The following is an 18,941-nucleotide window of genomic DNA, read 5'->3' on the forward strand; positions in this document are numbered from 1 at the left end:
TCTCGGTAAATGGGAGCTGTCAGCGTCCCGTGAAGGTGGGGGACCGCTTGTCGAGGAATGACTGAAGTCCCTCAGCAGCGTCGTCCGTCTTGATCAGGTCGAGCACTGCCTCGAATTCGAGATCCAGCGCTTGATCGAGCGGCAACGACATGCCCTCGTCGACAATGCGTTTGATCATTCCGATGGTGGCAGTGGGTTTCGTCGCGAGTTCGCGTGCGAGGTCAGCGCAATGCGCATCGAGGTCGGCGTCCGCAACGACGGTGTCGACCAGGCCGATATCGAGTGCATGCTCGGCGCTGAGGCGCTTGCCTTCGATCATGAGCACTTTGGCTCGGTGAGCCCCGATGAGGCGTGGAAGTCGCTGGCTGCCACCGGCACCCGGAAAAAGCCCAAGTCCGATCTCGGGGAAGCCGATGGTCGCCGACTGCGCCATGATGCGGAAGTCGCAGGCCAACGTCAGTTCTGCTCCGCCGCCGAGTGCGTGCCCGTTGATCTTCGCGACGACAGGTTTGGGAGCCGACTCGAGGATCCGCTGTACGTCGACCCACGGGCGCATCGCGCGCTGAGTTTCTTCCGTCAGCTCGCGCATCACGGTGATGTCCGCACCGGCGACGAAGAACCGTCCAGTGCCCGTCACGACAATGACGCGGACGGTCTGGTCCGACGCGAGTACCGGCAGTATCTCCAGAAGCTCGGCGATCATGCTGGGGTTGAATGCGTTGGCTGGAGGTTTGTCGATAGTCACGGTGGCAATCGAGTCTGTGACGTCGACGGTGACGAAGTTGTAGGTCTGGCCGGTCTGTCTCGTCAAGTGAGCTCCTGTCAGCGGGTTGGCGGGGTAAACCGGTCGAGCCGGGGGATGTGTAGTGGGAAGTATGGTGGGGACCCTCACGCGGCGGTACCGCTCGGGTTCGGTCAGTAGACCAATGTCGGATGCTGATCGCGTAGGAACTTTCTTCGCTGTGATCACGGCGATATTTGCTCCTGTGACAGGATTGAGCCCGTGACTTCTGCAGTACCGACACCGCCCGCGCCCTCCGTCGACAAGCGTCCCGAGTCGATTTTCACCATTGGGACCAGGCTCGAGGACCGGCTCGGACGAACCGGAACCATCCACACACCGCACGGCGATATCGCGACGCCGTCGTTCGTGGCTGTCGGAACCAAGGCCACGGTCAAGGCCGTGCTGCCCGAGTCCATGAAGGAACTCGGTGCGCAGTCGTTGCTCGCCAATGCGTACCACCTCTACCTGCAGCCGGGCCCCGACATCGTCGACGAGGCCGGCGGGCTGGGCAAGTTCATGAACTGGGACGGGCCCACCTTCACCGACAGCGGTGGCTTCCAGGTGATGTCTCTTGGCGTCGGGTTCAAGAAGGTGCTCGCGATGGAGGCCGTCGGTGTGCAGTCCGACGACGTCATCGCGAAGGGCAAGGAGCGTCTCGCGACAGTCGACGACGAGGGCGTGACGTTCAAATCGCACCTCGACGGCAGTAAGCATCGCTTCACCCCCGAGGTGTCGATGCAGATCCAGCATCAGCTCGGCGCCGACATCATGTTCGCGTTCGACGAGCTCACCACGTTGCTCAACACCCGCGGCTATCAGGAGCGATCGGTCGAGCGCACGCAGGCGTGGGCGATCCGCTGTATCAATGAACACGAGAAGCTCACCGCCGAACGCGCTGACAAGCCCTATCAGGCTCTCTTCGGCGTGATCCAAGGCGCGCAGTACGAAGATCTGCGACGTCAAGCCTGCCGCGGACTCGAGTCGATCGAAGGCGAGAACGGATACGGCTTCGACGGCTACGGCATCGGCGGCGCCCTCGAGAAGCAGAACCTCGGAACGATCGTGCGTTGGTGTAACGAGGAACTACCCGAGAACAAGCCGCGTCATATGCTCGGCATCAGTGAACCGGACGACTTCTTCGTCGCAATCGAGAACGGCGCGGACACTTTCGACTGCGTCAACCCGTCGCGTGTTGCTCGCAATGCTGCGATTTACGTCCGCTCCGGCAGGTTCAACATCAACACCAGCCGATTCCGTCGTGACTTCACGCCTATCGACGACGAGTGCGACTGCTACACGTGCGCCAATTACACCCGCGCGTACATCCATCACCTCTTCAAGGCGAAGGAAATGCTCGCGTCGACGCTTTGCACCATCCACAACGAGCGATTCACCGTGAAGTTGGTCGACGACATCCGAGCCAGCATCGAAGGTGGGTACTTCCACGACTTCAAGGCAGACATGCTCGGAAAGTTCTACGCGGCGAAGACGCCTGCACCTCAGGCGTAGGTCGGTTCGCGCTTCTTCACGTATGCGATGACGCGGTAGGTGATCGGCATGACCAGAACCTCGACAAGCGTCTTCCACAGGAAGCCGACCAGCACGTAGTTGATGAAGTCTTCCCATGTGCTGATGCCGATGACACCGGCCGCGATGGAACAGAAGATGAGGGTATCGGCGAATTCGCCGACGACGGTCGAGCCGATCAGTCGCGCCCACAGATGCTTCTCCTGCATGCGCTTTTTCATCATGACCAGAACCAGTGAGTTCAGTAGCTGTCCGACGAGGTAGGCGGCCAAGCCCGCGACCAGTAGCCGGGGAATGACACCGACCACGGTTTCGAGGGCGGCCTGGTTCTCGTAGAACTCTGCCGACGGGAGTTGCACTGCAATCCAGAAGCACGCAGCGGCGAGAATCAGTGCGCCGAAGCCCAGGTAGATCGCGCGTCGGGTCGCTTTGAAGCCGTAGACCTCGCTGAGCACGTCACCGAGGACGTAGGCGAGCGGGAACAAGAAGAATCCACCATCGGTGATGATGGGCAGAATCTGCAAGGGACCGAGCGAGAAGTCGGAATCCGCAAAGAAGGCGACCCCCTTGGTCGCCGCCACGTTCGAGATCAGCAGCGTTGCGGTGAAGAGCGCGACGATCGTCGGGTAATAACCCCGGCTGACGTGCGCAAATTTGGTTTCGTGGGTCGATTCGTCTTGCTGATCCTGAGCTGTCACGTCCGTCATCCAAGCACCACAAGGCGCTCGGATGCGAGTTGGCGACCGTCCAGTTGCGCAGAACACACCGAAGGCCCTGCGGTTTCACGTGGAACCGCAGGGCCTTCGGTGATGCAAACGAACGGATCAGGCAGCTACATGGCCGCCGGTCAGCACGCGGTATGCGTAGGTGCTGGCGATCAACGCGACGGGCGCCGTCACCAGAAGACCGATTCCACACAGCAGCGCACCGACGATGTTGATACCGATCAGAGCGAGCGCCAGCAGGACCAACGTTCCGACGTTCGACGAGGTCAACGCGTAACTCGATTTGATGCCCGAAATCGCATCCTGATTCTTGTCCACGATGAAGGTCAGCGTGTAGTAGAGCAGGAACGCCGCGATGATGCCGGGAATGATGCAGAGAGCCAAACCGACGTAAGTTGCCACTGCTACCAGGAAACCGCCGAGAACAACTGCGCCGATGTTGGTGAATTGGAAGAAGGTGCCGAAAGCCGGCTTGATTCCATCCAATTCGCTCAACGCTCCACGAAGGAATGCGGCTTGGATGATGTAGCCGACGATAGCGGTGACCAATCCACCCACGATCGACAGCGCGCTGAATTCGGTATTGGTGTAGTCGAAACCGTTGAAAGCGCCCTGGATCAGTCCGGCGATCAAGAACGCGATGATCGAGATTCCGATCCAAACCAATGCGTTGTCTTTGAACTTGTTCCAGCCGTAGGTAATTGCCGCAACCACAGAAAGCTGCGGTCCACCGAATCCTGCGCCGTAGTCGTTGGCGGGCGGCGGTGGGAAGTTACCGCCTCCGGGAGGTGGCGGGTATCCACCGGGCGGTGGGTAGTTGCCTCCGGGAGGGGGATAGCTTCCACCCTGCGGAGGCGGCGGATATCCACCTGGCGGCGGGTAATTGCCACCTTGAGGAGGTGGGGGGTATCCACCAGGCGGCGGGTAGCTTCCGCCCTGCGGAGGCCCCGCCGGCGGGGGATAGCTCCCAGGAGGAGGCGTTCCCTGCTGGCCGTAGGGATCCTGGGGCGGGAATTGCTTTCCGTCCTCGGGATTCTGGTTGGGGTCGTGCCCACCGGTTGTCATATGTGCACCTAACCCTTGACTACCTGAGTTCCACCAGCGAGCTCGTCATGCTTGCCCTGCTTGGTGGGGCTGTTGTTGATGGTGACCGCGATGACGATGTACGCAACGAGCGAGAGAAGTCCTCCGATGATCGGAATGATCGACAAGAGGTTGAATGCGTTGCGAATTGCGGACTGCTGCGGAGTGGGAAGGCCCGCGCCTCCCGGGGCCTTCACCGACAGCCCAAGGAGCTTCTTGCCTGGGGTCCAACCTTGTGTGACCTCGAACCCAACGAAATATGCGAATGTCAGAAGGGCAGTCAGCAGGCCTGTTATCCAGTATCCCGAGTCGACGAAGATGATCAGGAGCCCGACCACTAGGCCGAGAATGATGTAGTCGATAAGGCGAGCGCCGAATCGAATACCCAGTCCACCGGCTTCGGCGCCAGAGGGCAGTCGGTTTCCTCCGCCGTACGCACCTTGGTCGTTGAACTGCGGAGGCGGCGGGAAGTTTCCGCCCTGGGGCGGCGGCGGGTATCCACCGGGAGGCGGGTAGTTGCCACCCTGAGGGGGCGGGTAGCTTCCGCCTTGCGGGGGGCCGGCGGGAGGGGGGTAACTTCCGGGAGGAGGTGTTCCCTGCTGGCCATATGGATCCTGGGGTGGGAATTGCTTCCCGCCTTCTGGATTCTGGTTGGGGTCGTACCCACCGGTTGTCATGTGTTCCCCTCAGTCGTAAATATCGCGCTCGAGTGTGACAGTGGATATGACCCTACTGGGATCAAAGAGCGATGTGGATGACATCTGCTCACTTGGATTCGGAGGTCACCTGTGGTTTAGGCTGCGTTGTATGACGAGTTCCGGGGGCAACAACGACGATTCTTCGAGCGATTACCAGGCAAAACCTGGGTACGGAGAATTTCCGAGCCTGCCTCCTGAGGGGTACGGCGTGTCCCCGTCCGAAACGCAGTCTTCACCTGAAGTTCCCGGATATACCACTCCCAACGAGCAGTACCCGGGTTATCCACCGCCGTCGTACAACCCGCCCGGTAATAACCCCCAGCCGGGCGGAATCGGTGAACCCAACCCGTACCTGCCGCCGCAGAATTTCGGACCGCAGAATCAATATCAGCAGAATCAATATCAGCAACCCGGACAATACGGACAGGCTCAATACGGACAGCCTCAGTACGGCCAACCTCCGAACCCGTACGGTCAACCGAATCAATTCGCGGGTGGGTACGCACCGCCGATGCAGCCGGTCGGCACCAATGGTCTCGCAATTGCATCGCTGGTTGTATCGCTTGCGGGTGGTTGCTTCTACAGTCTCGGCGGAATCGTCGGAATCATTCTGGGAATTGTCGCGCTCAATCAGATCAAGCAGACAGGTCAACAGGGGCGCGGGCTTGCGATAGCCGGAATTGCGGTCGGCGCGGCCTTCTTGGCAATTTTTGCCGTGATTCTCGTGGTCGCACTCATAGCGAGTGCATCGTCGTCGTACTGAAGTGTCGTCGTGCTGAAGTGGCGAGCGCTCACACGGGAGTGACGACGGACGACGCAGGAAGTGGCTTGCCGAAGTAATAGCCCTGGCCCATGTCGCAGCCGGCCCGCAAGACGTTGGCTGCGTGTTCCGCGGTTTCGACGCCCTCTGCGATCGAATCAAGCCCTAGCTTCCGAGCGATGTCGGCGATGGACTCCATGACCATGAAGGCGCGGTCTCCAGCACGACCCGCTGCGCTGACAGCCCAGGTCAAGGATTGGTCGATCTTGAGAATGTCGAGCGGCAATTCCGACAATGCGGAGAAGGACGCGAAGCCCGCCCCGAAATCATCCAGCGCGATTCGAATTCCCTCGTTGTGCAAGACGTGAAGAGTCTCGGCGGCATGCCGGCCTACGACGCCGAGTTCGGTGACTTCCACGATTATTCTGCTCAGTGGCGTTTGTGAACTGTCGAGCGCTCCGAGGATCTCGTGAGCGGCGTGCGGGGTAGCGAGTTGGCGAGGCGAAAAGTTGACCGCGACCATCATGTGCTCAGGCCACGACGCTGTTTGGGCACAAATCATTTCCAGAGCTTGTAGCCCGATGGGAATGATGAGCCCAGAGGATTCGGCGGAGCGCATGAAATCTTGAGGTTCGATCAACCCTCGCAGCGGATGGCGCCAACGCAAAAGAGCTTCATAGCTGATAATTGCTGACGAGTTCAGATTGACCTGGGGTTGATACAACACCTCGAATTGATGGTCGTCGAGTGCCTCGCGAAGCTCGCGGACCATGCGTATTCCTTTTCGTCCTGAGTCGCCCGTGCCGCACGTGCGTGTCAGCGTGGATGCTGCAAGTGGGTACTGTGGTCGGATTCCAGGTTCAGATCCCGGGCGTGGTTTTGCAGGAACAACTCGCCCTGAATTTCCTTCGCCAGTCTCGACCGTACTTCACTATTCGAGAATTGCCAACGAATAGCTATTGCGGACGGCTTTGTCATATCGGACAATCGTAGTTTTGTTCCGACGAGGCACCGATTGATACGTCACTTACTTCGCCGGGAAAATCCACGGGGTCCGGGGGATCTTGCGAGAGTCGAATCGATCCGCCAATTGGGGTGGTGTGACAACCTCGCCGGGTTCGGCGAGACCGATGCTCGACGCGATCATCGTCAGAACCTGCTCGGTACTGCGTCCGGCCTCGAGTTGATCTGCCAGAGTCACTGCGCCGTCGCGCTTCGCGAGTCGCTTGCCTTCACTGTTCAAGGCAAGAGGAACGTGGGCGTACGACGGTGGTTCGATGTCGAGCAGCTGGGCAAGGTATGCCTGACGCGGAGCCGAGGTCAGGAGGTCGTCGCCGCGAACCACCTGGTCGATGTTCTGTGCACCGTCGTCGACGACAACGGCAAGGTTGTAAGCGGGCACCCCGTCTCCGCGGAGCAGGACGACGTCGTCGACTGGTCCCGTCACCTCGCCGAACAGTTCGTCATGGACGGTGAACGAGTCGATGCCGGCCCGTAGCCTCAGCGCGGGAGATCGGCCACTTGCCGATTTCTCGGCGCGTTCGGCCTCCGAAAGGTTCCGACACGTGCCGGGGTAGGCGCCGTCTGGAGCATGGGGCGCTGACGGTGCCTGCAGGATCTCCTTGCGTGTGCAGAAGCAGGGATAGGTCAGGTCACGCTCGCGCAATTGGTCGATAGCCTTGTGGTACAAGGGAAGACGGTGTGACTGCAATACGACTGGGCCGTCCCACGTGAGGCCGAACCTGCGCAGATCGTCGAGTTGTCGTTCCATCGCGCCGGGGCGGACACGGTCGAGATCCTCTACCCGAATGAGGAAGTCGCGCCCGCTGGTGCGGGCGAAAAGCCAAGCCAAGAGGGCGGTTCGGAGGTTTCCCAGATGGAGATCGCCGGACGGACTCGGCGCGAAGCGTCCTGCTCCTTCCACGTCAGCTGGCGAGCCCGACGGAGGCGAGCGGGTTCTCGGCGTCGTGCAGGGTGAGGCGGATCTGGGTTTCCAAAGCGTGATCGAGGTACTGCGGCGGATACATGGCGGGGCTTCCGAGTGCGTCGAGTGCCAATCCATTGACGGTTGAAAGCAGAAGTGCCGCTCTGGTTTCCGCTTCCGGAGTTCCGATGCCGATCAGAACTGTCGAGATGCCGGTGCGGATTGTGAACAGGGTTGTCCGGCGGATTTCGGAGAGTGACTCACTGGTTGCGGCGCGCACGGCAAACGCGGCGAGCACATGCGCCTCACGCGTGCGTTGCTCGTCGAGGGGCAGGAGTTGCGAGAGCGCCTGGAACAGGGCGGTATGCGGGTCTGCGTCGGCGGACGATTCGGCCAGTCGCGTCAACAATCGATCGACGAGTGTTCGCAGTGCGAATGCGAACATCTCGTCCTTGGTCGAGAAATGATGTTGCACTGCGCCGATCGAGACACCCGCCCGTTTTGCGACCTCGCGAACGCTGGCATTTTCCAGTCCGGATTCCGCGGCGACATCGAACAATGCCGCCGCAAGCAGGTCTGGACTCGTGGAGGATTTTCGGCGTTCCGGCATACCGCGACATTACATGCGTATGGAAGTAATGCCCACGTCAGGGGTGCTTTTTCACGCCTTCCGGCCGAGGAAGGCAAGGAGTTTCGTCGCTTTGTCAGCGTTGTCCGGAACCTGTATTTCCGGGCCGCACACACCGCTCATGCGGATCGACTCGCCCAGGCCCGCGGCGATCTCCGACACCCACTCCACGTCCGCGTCTCGCATCGTCGTATCGGTGCCGGTTGCGGCCGCGAGGTCCCAACCGTGGATGACCAGATCGAAACACAAGAACCCCTCGACCGTGGCCCCGAGGTTGGTCCTGCCGAAGTGTCCGTCGTATTCCAGGGTGGACTTTGCCGGATCGTCCAGAATTTCCTGCATCGAATTGCGGACGGCCGCCCAGGCTGCCGACGGGTCATCGTCGACCGACGGACCGGGTGCCAATTCCAGGCCGACTACCTTGACCATGTCTCGTTCGCTGTCGAGCACGTGTCTCACCACGTCGCGGGCGGTCCAGCCCTCGCAGGGGGAATCGTCGTCCCAGCGGTCGGCGGGTACGGCGTCGATCCGGGCCGTGAATCCGGCAGCCAGATCCCGATAACGCTGGGCGGGGGAGATCTCTGTTGAAGTCATGACAACAATCCTTCACCGCCACAGCGCATCGTGATTGATTATTTCGGACATTCACTCGATCTCCGGGGCTTCCGCCCAGATGTCCATCGGTACGACCCCGGCACTCTTGCCCTCGTCGTCGAGAAGTCGGCCCACCCTCTTCATCGATCGCAGCACCACTGACCTGTTCAGCACCACCAGGCCCGGTGCCTCTTGTGCGAGTTGTACTTCGGTAATGGGAGTTTCGCGAAGGGAGTGTGCGGCGATCGCGAGCAGTGTGTTGGCGCGTCCACCGGATATCCGCATGCACACCCGCGTTCCCGGCACTCGCTCCACCAGGGCACGAATCGTCGACCGGTCCGTGGGATCGACATATCCCCACACCCAGGTCACGAGGGGCCAGCCGGACAGTGGCAGAGACACGTCGCAGCGGAACACGATCTGGTTGCGCGACGTCAATTCGGCAAGTCGCCGCCTGACCGTACTTTCGCTGAGGCCGGTACCGACCGTGAGCTCGGCAATCGACGATCGACCGTCCTCACCCAGTTTCAATATCAATTGGCGGTCGACAGCGTCGAACGTCTTCCCGTGATGGCGCTGATCCGTCGGCGCGTATTTGTATCGCACAGGCCGGTCTGTCATCGTCGCTCGCTGCGCGGCATCGAGTACCTGCAATTTCCAGTCGTCTCCGATCGCGAAGACCTCGGTGACGAGGTGTGCACGCGAACTGACGATCCCGGGTACCGACGCGAGCGACCGAAGCAGGAAGCGCGACAGGAAAGCCATGTCTCTGACCTCGACGAGAAGTGTCAAGTCGCCTGGGCCGCTCGTGTGTTCGACGCTCAGTACGTGCGGCCAGCGGGCAAGTCGTTCTGCAATCGTCAACGCGTTCGAAGTCGTGCAGTCGACTTCGACAAAAGCCAGACACGACTCCGGACGGCCATGGCCGGTTGCCCTGGCAGAGACCCAGGCGGTGCCGGAATCCTGTAACCGCTGCCAGCGGCGAGCCACGGTAACCGGATCCACTTTGAGCGCGTCGCCAACCGTGCGCCACGACGCTCGCGGGTCGAGTTGCAGGCAATTGATCAGGGCGAGGTCGACGTCGTCCAGTACGGCGGAATCCTGCGTTTCTTCGATCATGGTGCAAGTATCGTGCATCTTCATTGTGTCTGGGATCACTTCATTCATGCTCGAAGGGCAGAACGCGGTGGCGAGTGCCCACCGCGTTCATGCTGTGAAAGGAGAAACCAGATGTCATCGACCACGTTGCCCGCTGTTCCGACCGAGAGAAGCCTCGAGTGGGTGCAACGCCTCATCGGAATCGATACGACGAGTGCCGTGAGCAATCGACCGTTGATCGATCTCATTGCGGCGGAACTACGTCGCCATGGGGTCGAGCCGATACTTGTTGCTGATGACGAGGGAACGAAGCTCAACTTGTTGGCAACGTTCACGCCTCCTGACGGAAGTACTGCCGGCGGTGTGATGTTCTCCGGCCATACAGACGTAGTGCCAGTCGACGATCAAGACTGGAGTAGCGACCCTTTCACGCCCGACGTTCGCGACGGAAGCCTGTACGGACGTGGCACGTGCGACATGAAGTCGTTCATCGGGATCGTCGTCGCTGCGATCCCCGACATCGTTGCTCGGCCGCTGGCGAAGCCGATTCACTTTGCATTCTCCTACGACGAGGAAGTCGGCTGCATCGGTGCGGCCGGGTTGGTCGAGGAGGTTGTTTCCCGGAACCTGCGCCCTGATGTGTGCGTCGTCGGAGAGCCGTCGGAGATGCGGGTCATTCGCGCACACAAGTCGATGAACGTCATACGTGTTGATCTGCATGGTGTTTCGGCGCACTCGTCGCTCACTCCGCAAGGAGTCAACGCGATCGAATACGGCGCGGAGTTGATTCGATTCGTCAGAAGCGCGGCCGACGAGCTCCGTGCGTCCGGCCCGTACGACGACGCATTCGACGTGGCCTGGACGACGTGTTCGGTCAATCTCGTATCCGGCGGGATCGCAGTGAACACTGTCCCCGAGGATTGCTCCATCACTTTCGAATTCAGGAGCATCAGCTCAGCTGGCGCCGCAGATTTGCTCGAACGCTTTGCCGCCGAGGCGAATCGGATCGAAAACCTGATGCAGGAAGAAAACCCGTCAGCCTCCGTGACGATGCACGTGTCGGCCTCGGTTCCTCCCCTGGAGACGGATGCGAATGCTTCGGCGGCCGCACTGGTCGAACAATGGGGTGGTCGGGCCTCGGACGAAAAGGTCGCGTACGCCACCGAGGCCGGGATGTTCGCGACTATCGGTATCCCCACTGTCGTGTGTGGGCCGGGAAGCATCACTCAGGCGCATGCACCTGACGAGTACGTGACACTTGACCAATTGGCACAGTGCGAGCAGTTCGTTCGGAACGTCATCGCTCACGCCCGCGCCTGACCCACCCTGACCCCCTAAGGAAAACCATGTCCACGGCAACTACGCCAACCTCCGGAACAGTCACCCCGGAACGCCTGGCCGCTGCTCGCAAGGCGGTGATCAGCAGTTCGCTCGGCGCTGCGCTCGAATGGTTCGACGTCATCGTCTACGCATCATTCGCAGTGGTGATCGCCCATAATTTCTTTCCCGGCGGCGACAACACGCTCGGTTTGATACTGACGTTCGCGACGTTTGCGATCTCGTACGTCATCCGGCCGCTTGGCGGGATGGTTCTCGGTAGCTACGCCGATCGTCGCGGGCGCAAGAACGCCTTGACGTTGACGATGATGCTGATGATGATCGGCACGCTCATCATGGCCGTGGCGCCGACGACCTCGATGATCGGACCGTGGGCCGGCGTCGTCATCCTTGTTTCGCGTCTCATTCAAGGATTCTCCGCCGGCGGTGAATTCGGTACTGCTACAACCTTCCTCGTGGAGACTGCGCCACACAAGAAGGCGTTCTACTCTTCCTGGCAAGTTGCCAGCCAGGGTGCCTCGGTTTTCCTGGCATCGCTGTTCGGATACGTGCTCAACACCCACCTTTCGCATGAAGCGCTCTACTCGTGGGGCTGGCGCGTTCCGTTCTTCTTCGGCATCATCGTCGGGCCGGTCGGACTCTACATCCGTGCCAAGCTTGACGAAACGGACGATTTCAAGACGAGCGTTCCGGAAAGGGCTCCGCTGAAGACGACGCTGACCAGGCATCTCGGCCGGGTGCTGACCGGTGCCGCAGTAGTGGGCGTCGCGACTATCTCGATCTACCTCATCTTGTACATGCCGACGTTTGCCGTGAAGAACCTCGGAGTTTCCGCCTCGGCCGGCTATCTCGGCGGCATCGTCGCCGGACTGGTCACCTTGATCACCGTGCCGTTGATCGGGCATCTTGCAGACCGGGTCGGACCGGCGAGAGTTATGACCTGGGCCGCCGTTGCGGCAATCGTCTTGGCCTGGCCGCTCTTCAAATTGATGGTCGATCACCCGTCGACTCTGACCCTCGTCCTGGTTGTTTCGGTCCTGGGTGTCATCATGGCGTTTGCCTTCGGTCCCTTGCCCGCCCTGATGAGTTCGCTGTTCCCGGCAGAGATCCGGGCTACCGGAATGTCATTGTCGTACAACCTCGGAGTGACTTTGCTCGGCGGAATCGCGCCGTTGGTCTTGACCTGGTTGATCAGTACAACAGGCTCGCTCGACGCCCCCAGTTACTACTACATGACGGTCGCAGTTCTTTCCCTCGGTGGGCTGTGGTCGGCAAGGACGCTTTTCAGCCAGAAGTGACGGCGGGGGAGCGCGGTCGGGATTACGCGACCGCGTCTCCCTCCGCCAGCGCGACAACGGTATCCGACCCGTGCCAGTCGGGGGCTTGGGTGCGGAGTAGAGCCGCCGGGGTCAGCGACGAGATTCGGCGGCATTCACGGGTCAAGTGGGCCTGATCGCTGAATCCGCAGTGGGCGGCGGATTCAGCGAGTCCCAGCGCGGGTCGACTGCGAGCGAGCGCCATGAAGCGCTGGAGGCGCAGGATCGAGCGCAGCGTTGCCGGGCCGTATCCGAAGGCGTCGTTGCATCGACGTTGGAGTTGGCGCGAAGTCAGTGCCGCCGCGTCGGCGAGAGAGCTGACATTCCACGAATGTTCGGACAGTGCGGTGCGAACGTGGTTGATCACCGGATCGTGACGGAAACTCGAACTTACCCAACTCCGAACAGCGCTTTCGAGGATGGAGACCTGTTCGTGGTCTTCGGAATTTTCCAAGCGGTTCAACAGTATTCGTTCCGTGCGTGCGTCGGTTACATCGCTGAGATCGGCGCGAGAATCCCGAAGCTCGGACGCCGAGGTTCGCAACATCGGCGATGCCGATCCAGGGCGGAATCGAACACCCACGGAGCGTGTTCCGGGCGGAAGAGTGAATGACCATGCAGCGGTTTCGGGGCCACAGACGCGTATGCCGACGCCGCGTATCCACAGCACGTCCATGCAAGCATCGGGCACGAGGAGGTGTTCTCCTTCTGCGCACGCCGTCCAGCCACACACCAGGATGTCGGAGAGATCCGGGGCGACCGATTGTGGTGTGTACCAACCCATGACAAGAGCTTATCGAGCGGCACCGACACGAAGGCGACTTCAGTCGACCGGGCCGAAGCGGTATCCGAATCCCCTGATGGTTTTGATGTACTTCGGTTTCGCGGGATCGGATTCGAGTTTGGACCTCAGGCTGAGAATGGTTGCGTCGACCACACGCGTCCTTTCGTGGTCGGAACCCCACACGTTTCGGATCAGGTGATCACGTGAGTACACGCGCCCAGGCTCGGTCGACAGCTCCAGGAGCACCCGCCATTCGGTCCGGCTGAGGACCAGCAGCTTTCCGCCCATCGTCGCCGTCATCGCACGTCGATCGAGGAGCAGCTCACCGTGACGTTGGTGTTTGCCGGGGGCGGGATGTGCGGTTTCACGAAGGATTGCGGTGACCCGAAGATCGAGCGCGTGAGAATCGATCGGGTTCAGCACAAAGTCCGAGACAGTGCGATGTGGTGCTTCGTCGATGTCCTCGTAGGTATCCACCAGCATCATGATCGGCATCGAACTGCGCAAGCGGATCTGCCGTGCGATCTCGTAGCCGTCGATGTCCGGCAGAAGGAGATCGATCACGGCGATATCGAAACTGTCGGTGTCCAGGTCGTCGAGTAGGCGGCGCCCGGTGCGGACGAGCTGTATCTGGTGCCCGAAATGTATTAATTCGGTACCGAGTGTCTGGGCAAGCTCCGAACGGTCGGTAGCTGCAAGTATCAAGCTCATGTGAAATCCTCCCCCCGAAGGTGTTACTAGTCGTAACAGCTTGCATTCTGGCAGATCATCGACCGCGGGACCAGACATAGGGCGGCCGATCGGAAGTCGAGGGAACCGGGGGCGTTCGTCGCTAGACTTCTTTCATGGGCACTCTGTTCGCGTTGACGCTGCCAGGCTTGCTCGTGCTGCTGGTCCTGTTCGCTTTCGCCGAGACTCTCTGGAACCGGCTCACCGGCGGCCGGGCACTGCCGTGGACTCGGGGACGTACGACTCGTCCGGTCTCGGCCGCGGGCTTCGAAGAGGTTGCTGCCCTGTTTCAGGGGTCCAAGCATCATGAATTCGAACAGCGTCAGAGCGCATTGATGCATCGTGAGGACGGAACGGACGGTGACCCGCCGTGGGTGTCTGTCGATCCGGAAGCTAACAAGGTCGTTCTCCGTCGACGGAGTTGACAGTCGCGAACAGTCGTCTGGCTCAGGCCCAGTGGCCGGGGCGGGTCAGTGAATCGGGCAGCGTGGTAGCCGAATCGCCGATCGCCGCGTTGATCTGGAACTGAGTGAGAAAGATACTGCCGCGGAGTTTTGCGCCGCGAATGTCGGTGCCGCGTAAGTCTGCACCGATCAGATCGGCTCGATCGAGTTCGCAGTCGCGGAGGTCTGCACCGATCAGGTAACTCCCGCGAAAGTTGGCCCCACGTAGATCGGAACCACGAAGTTTGGCGCCGATGAGGTCTGCGCCGCGATGGTCGAGTTTTCGGCCCTTCTTGCCTGAGATCGGTGAGCGCACAAGGTTACTCGTCTGCAAGAGCAGTGTGTTGACTGCCGCTCGGTGTGCTGAGACGTCGACGGCTTGAATCTGCGAAGGCGTGCCGTTGGTCAGGCTTTCCGTCTCCGCGAGTGCAGCGTCGAGTTCCTTTCGTATCGAGTGGGTTTGCTTCAGCGAGCGGGCTTCGGCGAGATACCAGAGCAGTTCGTGCAACTGGCGTACGACAGGGAAGGTTTCGAACATGTCCGACGCGGTCTCCGGGGCATCACGCCAGCTGACGCCGTCGTAGGTCTGCTGTGAAACCTTCTGTCCCGCACCGAAACAGTCGTAGACGGTGCAACCGGTGAAGCCCTTCTTTCGCAATCCGGTGTGAATGCCGCAACGGAAATCCTGCTGCAGGTTCTTGCAGGGGTCGCCGGCATTCTTGTTGGTCGCGAAGTCGGAGGACTTGGAAAAGGGGAGTGCGACGCAGCACAGACCGAAGCAACTGCTGCAATCTGCGAGCAGATTGGTCTGGCCGGCAATCACGCGTACTCCCGATGGTTGGGTTGGACGGAAAGTCTGTCCTCGGGTTTGTGAGTCTGTCAAACGAAATTGCGTGGTTCGGCAGCAAGAAGTCCAGCGGCTCCGAGGTCGTATCCCGCGCAATTGCGGGGTACCAATCCGGCAGACGTGATTCTGGACCACGCTCGTGAAGTAGGTCGAAAATCGGGTGGACGGCCCAGCTCGCTGCAACCAATCGTCGTGCGGTACCCGGCGGCAGAACCAGTGCGCCGACGAAGACCACAAATGTTGCGGCCACTGCACTCCATTCGCGAGTGGGAATGGAAACGTCGATCGTGCGCCCAATCGCCACCTAGCCCATCTGCGACCTGGCGAAAATCACTCCCCATCCAGATCGAGGAGCGATACCCCCCGTGCCGTGAGCCGGAAGCGCAGCGGTCTCTTCGTAACCGTCTCAATGATCCCGGCATCGTCCAGGCGCTGAAGTCGCGGGCGGGCGAACTGGCTGGATCGACCCACCACCTCGACCAGGGTGTTCAACTTGATGGCGCGGTTCGCCTCGAAGCAGTGGGCCTGACCCAGGGTGAACAGGACTGCGCCGATGTGGTTGCTATCAACCGGCGGCGTCGACTCGCGATCGAGTCCCAAGTTCAGCGGAAATTCCTCATCCTCCACCAGAACGCGGATACGCGCCTCGAGTGTGTCGATCTTATGCCGCCTCTCGGAGAGGTCGAGCAGCAGTCGATGTTGCGCCTCGGCGATGATCTCCAGCATATCGATCAGGTAGGGCGTCAGATCTCCGCGGTTCAATGGATTCTCCGCGTCAGAGAATGCTTTGTAGTAACGATCCTTGTTGTCGGCGACGGTCGCCGACAATGCCAGGCTCGCATACGGAGCCAACACCTGTCGAAGGTCCAGCGCGAGAAGGTAGCGTCCGGTTCGGCCGTTGCCGTCGTAGAACGGGTGCGTGTACTCGAAGATGAAGTGCGCGACCACTGCCCTGATCAGTCGTGGAATCGAGTCGTCGCCCCCCTGGCTCAGCATGAGGGTCAGCGCGTCGTCGATCGCTGACTCGGGTACCACACCGGTGTGCACGACCTTGATTCCTGACGTGATCGATACTGGCCCTTGCCGGAACCGCTTCCCATCGGGGGCGTCCTCGTCGCGAATCTCGCCCCGAGTTACCGCGTCGTAGACGTCTCGGATGTCGTCGAGCGTCTGCGGACTCTCGGCCTGGTCGTTGCCGATATTGAGATAGAGCCGCACCATCTCGGCGAACCGCTTGTTCGCGAGGGGTTGCTCCGCCCACACCATCTCGATTGCCTCGCTGATCTCCTTCCGGGTTGAGCGGACCTGTTCGATCTCGTTCGTTGCCTGGATCTCGTCGATCACCATGCGATGCAGGTAGTGGGTGCGCGCGAGGGCCGGCAGCCCGTTCCACTCAGCCCGGATCTTCGGCTCGAAGCTCATGATCCGTTCGATCAGCGCTGCGACTTCGGGTGTCATCAGTGCGAACGTCGAGTGTTCGCCGATCAGTAGGTCCCAGTGGACGGCGGCGGGAGAATCGCGTCGCGCTCGCTCCTCAGCATCGGCACCAGCACGATCTCGTTGGTGAAAGATCGATTTCAACGTCCTGTACGCCATCTGGTCTCTCCCTGTATCCACGCTATATTGCCGCCTTGCTTTCCATGCCTATCTTATCCAGAATGGGATCTGGATAAATAAGACTTGCGGCGCGGGTGTCATTTCATGACCAACGCGGGCTGCAGGAGCAGATGTGGCCATAGCTTCCCGAATCGGGTTCGGGCCATCGGCGGCCACTCGAAATCACGCAGCAGCATTCCGATTCGGCGCGCTGCGGGATCGAAACCACCACGAGTCGGCAGACCGTCTGAGCTCGCAGAACATCGAGCTGAACCGAGACCCTGTTGCATTACTCGTTGCATGAGGACAGAAAAGAACCCCTGTGAACCGCTTCTCAGCAGTTCACAGGGGTTCCTTTGGCGGAGGATAGGGGATTTGAACCCCTGAGGGCGTTAACCCAACCCGCGTTCCAGGCGAGCGCCATAGGCCACTAGGCGAATCCTCCGTGGAGCAGCATACCCAATTGCGGGCGCGAAGCGTTAAACGGGTACCTGACCTGCGAAGAACCGGTGGAACTCGAGGTTTGCATCTCGGCCCCGGTAGGTGGTGTGCAGCGGCCGGAGAAAGCCGTCTACACTGTTCATTGGATCCCGCGCGGCGCGCATCCTGTGAACTCCCCCAGGGCCGGAAGGCAGCAAGGGTCAACGGGCTCTGCCGGGTGCGCGGGGTCCTCTATTTTTTCACATACCCGACCCCGCCTCGTCGGTGAAAGGCCGCTCCGGATGCCTATCCAAACCCAGATCGGGTTGATGAGCCATGAAGAACTCACCTCCGAGCATGAGAGCCAGAGCGCGAAGTACACGCAGCTCCAGGCGCAGAAGCTCGCACTCGATCTGACCCGCGGTAAGCCTTCCCCGGAACAACTCGACCTTTCCGCAGAGCTGCTGACGCTGCCCGGCGACGGTGATTTCCGTGACGGAAGCGGCACCGACTGCCGTAACTACGGCGGACTCACCGGTCTGCCGGAACTGCGCGCCATCTTCGGTGAGCTGCTGGGTATCCCCGTTGCGAACCTTCTCGCCGGCAACAACGCGAGCCTCGAGATCATGCACGACAACGTCGTGTTCTCACTGCTTCATGGCACACCGGATTCGGCCCGGCCGTGGGCACGCGAAGAGATCAAGTTTCTCTGCCCCGCGCCGGGCTACGACCGCCACTTCGCGATCACCGAGTCCCTCGGCATCGAGATGATCGCGGTGCCGATGAACCACGACGGCCCGGATGTCGTCAAGATCGCCGAACTTGTTGCGTCAGATCCGCAGATCAAGGGCATGTGGGCGGTTCCGGTTTACGCGAACCCCACGGGTGCCGTGTACTCCGAAGAAATTGTCCGTACGCTCGCGTCGATGCCGACGGCCGCGCCCGACTTCCGCCTGTACTGGGACAACGCGTACGCCGTACATCCGCTTGTCGGCGAGACTGCGCCTTCCTACGACATTCTCTCGATGGCAGCGGAGGCCGGACACCCCAACCGTCCGCTCGTGTTCGCGTCGACGTCCAAGATCACTTTCGCCGGCGCTGGTGTGAGCTTCTTCGGTAGCTCGGCGGAAAACCTTGCCTGGTACCAGAAGTTCCTGGGCAAGAAGAGCATCGGACCGGACAAGGTCAATCAGCTTCGCCACCTGCGTTTCTTCGGCAATGCCGACGGCGTTCGTGCGCACATGGAGAAGCATCGCGCGTTCCTCGCGCCCAAGTTCGAGCTCGTACTGCGGATCCTCGAGGATCGTCTCGGTGCATCGAAGGTCGCGTCTTGGACCGAGCCGAAGGGCGGATACTTCATCAGCCTCGACGTGGTCGACGGCACGGCCAAGCGGGTCATCGAACTGGCGAAGAACGCGGGTATCGCGCTCACCGCTGCCGGATCGGCTTTCCCGTACAGCACGGATCCGGACGACCGGAACATCCGGTTGGCCCCGAGCTTCCCGTCCACGGCTGAACTCGAAGTTGCCATGGACGGCGTGGCTACGTGTGTTCTGCTCGCAGCTACCGAATCGCGTCTCTCCGAGATCTGAGTTCTCGAAGCGGCGTGCCCGGTCGGTACTTTTCGGTCTTGTCTTGTACCGTTCG

The 18,941-nt window shown here is 60.8% G+C and carries 19 protein-coding genes, 1 tRNA gene and 1 other RNA gene; 7 read left to right on the forward strand and 14 right to left on the reverse strand.

Annotated elements, in window-relative coordinates; all coding sequences use genetic code 11:
• Nucleotides 1–19 precede the first annotated feature (19 nt).
• Nucleotides 20–811, reverse strand: coding sequence for an enoyl-CoA hydratase/isomerase family protein (locus KTR60_RS01775; RefSeq protein ID WP_020723626.1), 792 nt, complete (start codon nt 809–811; stop codon nt 20–22).
• Between the two features lie 192 nt (nt 812–1,003).
• Between KTR60_RS01775 and tgt the strand changes: the two genes are divergently transcribed.
• Nucleotides 1,004–2,293 (forward strand): tRNA guanosine(34) transglycosylase Tgt, encoded by a 1,290-nt coding sequence (gene tgt / locus KTR60_RS01780; protein ID WP_007731594.1) that lies wholly within the window; start codon nt 1,004–1,006, stop codon nt 2,291–2,293.
• Here the strand turns inward: tgt and KTR60_RS01785 are convergent.
• The 3 genes from KTR60_RS01785 to KTR60_RS01795 form a co-directional block, all read right to left on the reverse strand.
• Nucleotides 2,284–3,018 carry a queuosine precursor transporter gene (locus KTR60_RS01785; protein ID WP_030535741.1) on the reverse strand — a complete coding sequence of 245 codons (735 nt, stop codon included), beginning with the start codon at nt 3,016–3,018 and terminating at the stop codon, nt 2,284–2,286. The two genes, tgt and KTR60_RS01785, sit on opposite strands and share 10 nt — an antisense overlap.
• Nucleotides 3,019–3,135: 117 nt before the next feature.
• On the reverse strand, nt 3,136–4,101 hold the full coding sequence (locus KTR60_RS01790) for a hypothetical protein (RefSeq protein ID WP_228401698.1): 966 nt from the start codon (nt 4,099–4,101) through the stop codon (nt 3,136–3,138).
• Between the two features lie 8 nt (nt 4,102–4,109).
• Nucleotides 4,110–4,796: an RDD family protein gene (locus KTR60_RS01795; protein ID WP_228401700.1), complete on the reverse strand. Its 687-nt coding sequence runs from the start codon at nt 4,794–4,796 to the stop codon at nt 4,110–4,112.
• Nucleotides 4,797–4,926: 130 nt separating this feature from the next.
• On the opposite strand from KTR60_RS01795, the gene KTR60_RS01800 reads away from it, so the two are divergent.
• A complete protein-coding gene (locus tag KTR60_RS01800) occupies nt 4,927–5,580 on the forward strand; it encodes a DUF4190 domain-containing protein (protein ID WP_030535740.1) in 654 nt (217 codons plus the stop codon).
• Between the two features lie 28 nt (nt 5,581–5,608).
• Here KTR60_RS01800 and KTR60_RS01805 read toward each other — a convergent pair whose 3' ends face one another.
• From KTR60_RS01805 to KTR60_RS01825, 5 genes are all read right to left on the reverse strand, one after another.
• Entirely contained in the window at nt 5,609–6,349 is a 741-nt protein-coding gene (locus KTR60_RS01805; protein ID WP_003943863.1) for an EAL domain-containing protein, read from the reverse strand.
• A gap of 255 nt (nt 6,350–6,604) precedes the next feature.
• The gene (gene gluQRS, locus KTR60_RS01810) at nt 6,605–7,501 is read right to left on the reverse strand and encodes a tRNA glutamyl-Q(34) synthetase GluQRS (protein ID WP_228401702.1); all 897 of its coding nucleotides are present in this window, start codon (nt 7,499–7,501) and stop codon (nt 6,605–6,607) included.
• A 1-nt stretch (nt 7,502) separates the two neighbouring features.
• On the reverse strand, nt 7,503–8,111 hold the full coding sequence (locus KTR60_RS01815; protein WP_019746515.1) for a TetR/AcrR family transcriptional regulator: 609 nt from the start codon (nt 8,109–8,111) through the stop codon (nt 7,503–7,505).
• A gap of 51 nt (nt 8,112–8,162) precedes the next feature.
• Complete coding sequence (locus tag KTR60_RS01820; RefSeq protein ID WP_050656464.1) at nt 8,163–8,723, reverse strand: TIGR03086 family metal-binding protein; 561 nt, start codon at nt 8,721–8,723, stop codon at nt 8,163–8,165.
• Nucleotides 8,724–8,774: 51 nt separating this feature from the next.
• Nucleotides 8,775–9,842 carry an Lrp/AsnC family transcriptional regulator gene (locus KTR60_RS01825; protein WP_064073653.1) on the reverse strand — a complete coding sequence of 356 codons (1,068 nt, stop codon included), beginning with the start codon at nt 9,840–9,842 and terminating at the stop codon, nt 8,775–8,777.
• Nucleotides 9,843–9,953: 111 nt separating this feature from the next.
• Here KTR60_RS01825 and argE point away from each other — a divergent pair, with 111 nt between their 5' ends.
• Entirely contained in the window at nt 9,954–11,141 is a 1,188-nt protein-coding gene (argE, locus tag KTR60_RS01830) for an acetylornithine deacetylase (protein WP_228401704.1), read from the forward strand.
• A 26-nt stretch (nt 11,142–11,167) separates the two neighbouring features.
• Nucleotides 11,168–12,457: an MFS transporter gene (locus tag KTR60_RS01835; RefSeq protein WP_030535736.1), complete on the forward strand. Its 1,290-nt coding sequence runs from the start codon at nt 11,168–11,170 to the stop codon at nt 12,455–12,457.
• Nucleotides 12,458–12,479: 22 nt separating this feature from the next.
• Here the strand turns inward: KTR60_RS01835 and KTR60_RS01840 are convergent, their stop codons facing one another.
• The gene (locus KTR60_RS01840) at nt 12,480–13,259 is read right to left on the reverse strand and encodes a helix-turn-helix domain-containing protein (protein WP_003943809.1); all 780 of its coding nucleotides are present in this window, start codon (nt 13,257–13,259) and stop codon (nt 12,480–12,482) included.
• A gap of 39 nt (nt 13,260–13,298) precedes the next feature.
• Entirely contained in the window at nt 13,299–13,970 is a 672-nt protein-coding gene (locus KTR60_RS01845) for a response regulator transcription factor (RefSeq protein ID WP_228401706.1), read from the reverse strand.
• Between the two features lie 134 nt (nt 13,971–14,104).
• Between KTR60_RS01845 and KTR60_RS01850 the strand changes: the two genes are divergently transcribed.
• Nucleotides 14,105–14,413, forward strand: coding sequence for a DUF6191 domain-containing protein (locus KTR60_RS01850; protein WP_007731580.1), 309 nt, complete (start codon nt 14,105–14,107; stop codon nt 14,411–14,413).
• Between the two features lie 22 nt (nt 14,414–14,435).
• On the opposite strand, the gene KTR60_RS01855 is transcribed toward KTR60_RS01850, so the two are convergent.
• The 3 genes from KTR60_RS01855 to KTR60_RS01865 form a co-directional block, all read right to left on the reverse strand.
• Nucleotides 14,436–15,254, reverse strand: coding sequence for a pentapeptide repeat-containing protein (locus tag KTR60_RS01855; RefSeq protein WP_228401708.1), 819 nt, complete (start codon nt 15,252–15,254; stop codon nt 14,436–14,438).
• 354 nt (nt 15,255–15,608) lie between these two features.
• A complete protein-coding gene (locus KTR60_RS01860; protein ID WP_228401709.1) occupies nt 15,609–16,736 on the reverse strand; it encodes a Fic family protein in 1,128 nt (375 codons plus the stop codon).
• A gap of 495 nt (nt 16,737–17,231) precedes the next feature.
• Nucleotides 17,232–17,319: transfer RNA gene (locus KTR60_RS01865), tRNA-Ser, on the reverse strand.
• A 136-nt stretch (nt 17,320–17,455) separates the two neighbouring features.
• On the opposite strand from KTR60_RS01865, the gene ffs reads away from it, so the two are divergent.
• Nucleotides 17,456–17,555: signal recognition particle sRNA small type (gene ffs / locus KTR60_RS01870), an RNA gene on the forward strand.
• 41 nt (nt 17,556–17,596) lie between these two features.
• Nucleotides 17,597–18,886, forward strand: a complete 1,290-nt coding sequence (locus KTR60_RS01875; protein ID WP_228401710.1) for an aminotransferase class I/II-fold pyridoxal phosphate-dependent enzyme — start codon at nt 17,597–17,599, stop codon at nt 18,884–18,886.
• Nucleotides 18,887–18,941: the final 55 nt, after the last annotated feature.

The organism is Rhodococcus sp. C1 (assembly GCF_020809065.1).
In the GTDB taxonomy this organism is placed as follows: Bacteria; Actinomycetota; Actinomycetes; order Mycobacteriales; family Mycobacteriaceae; genus Rhodococcus_F; species Rhodococcus_F qingshengii.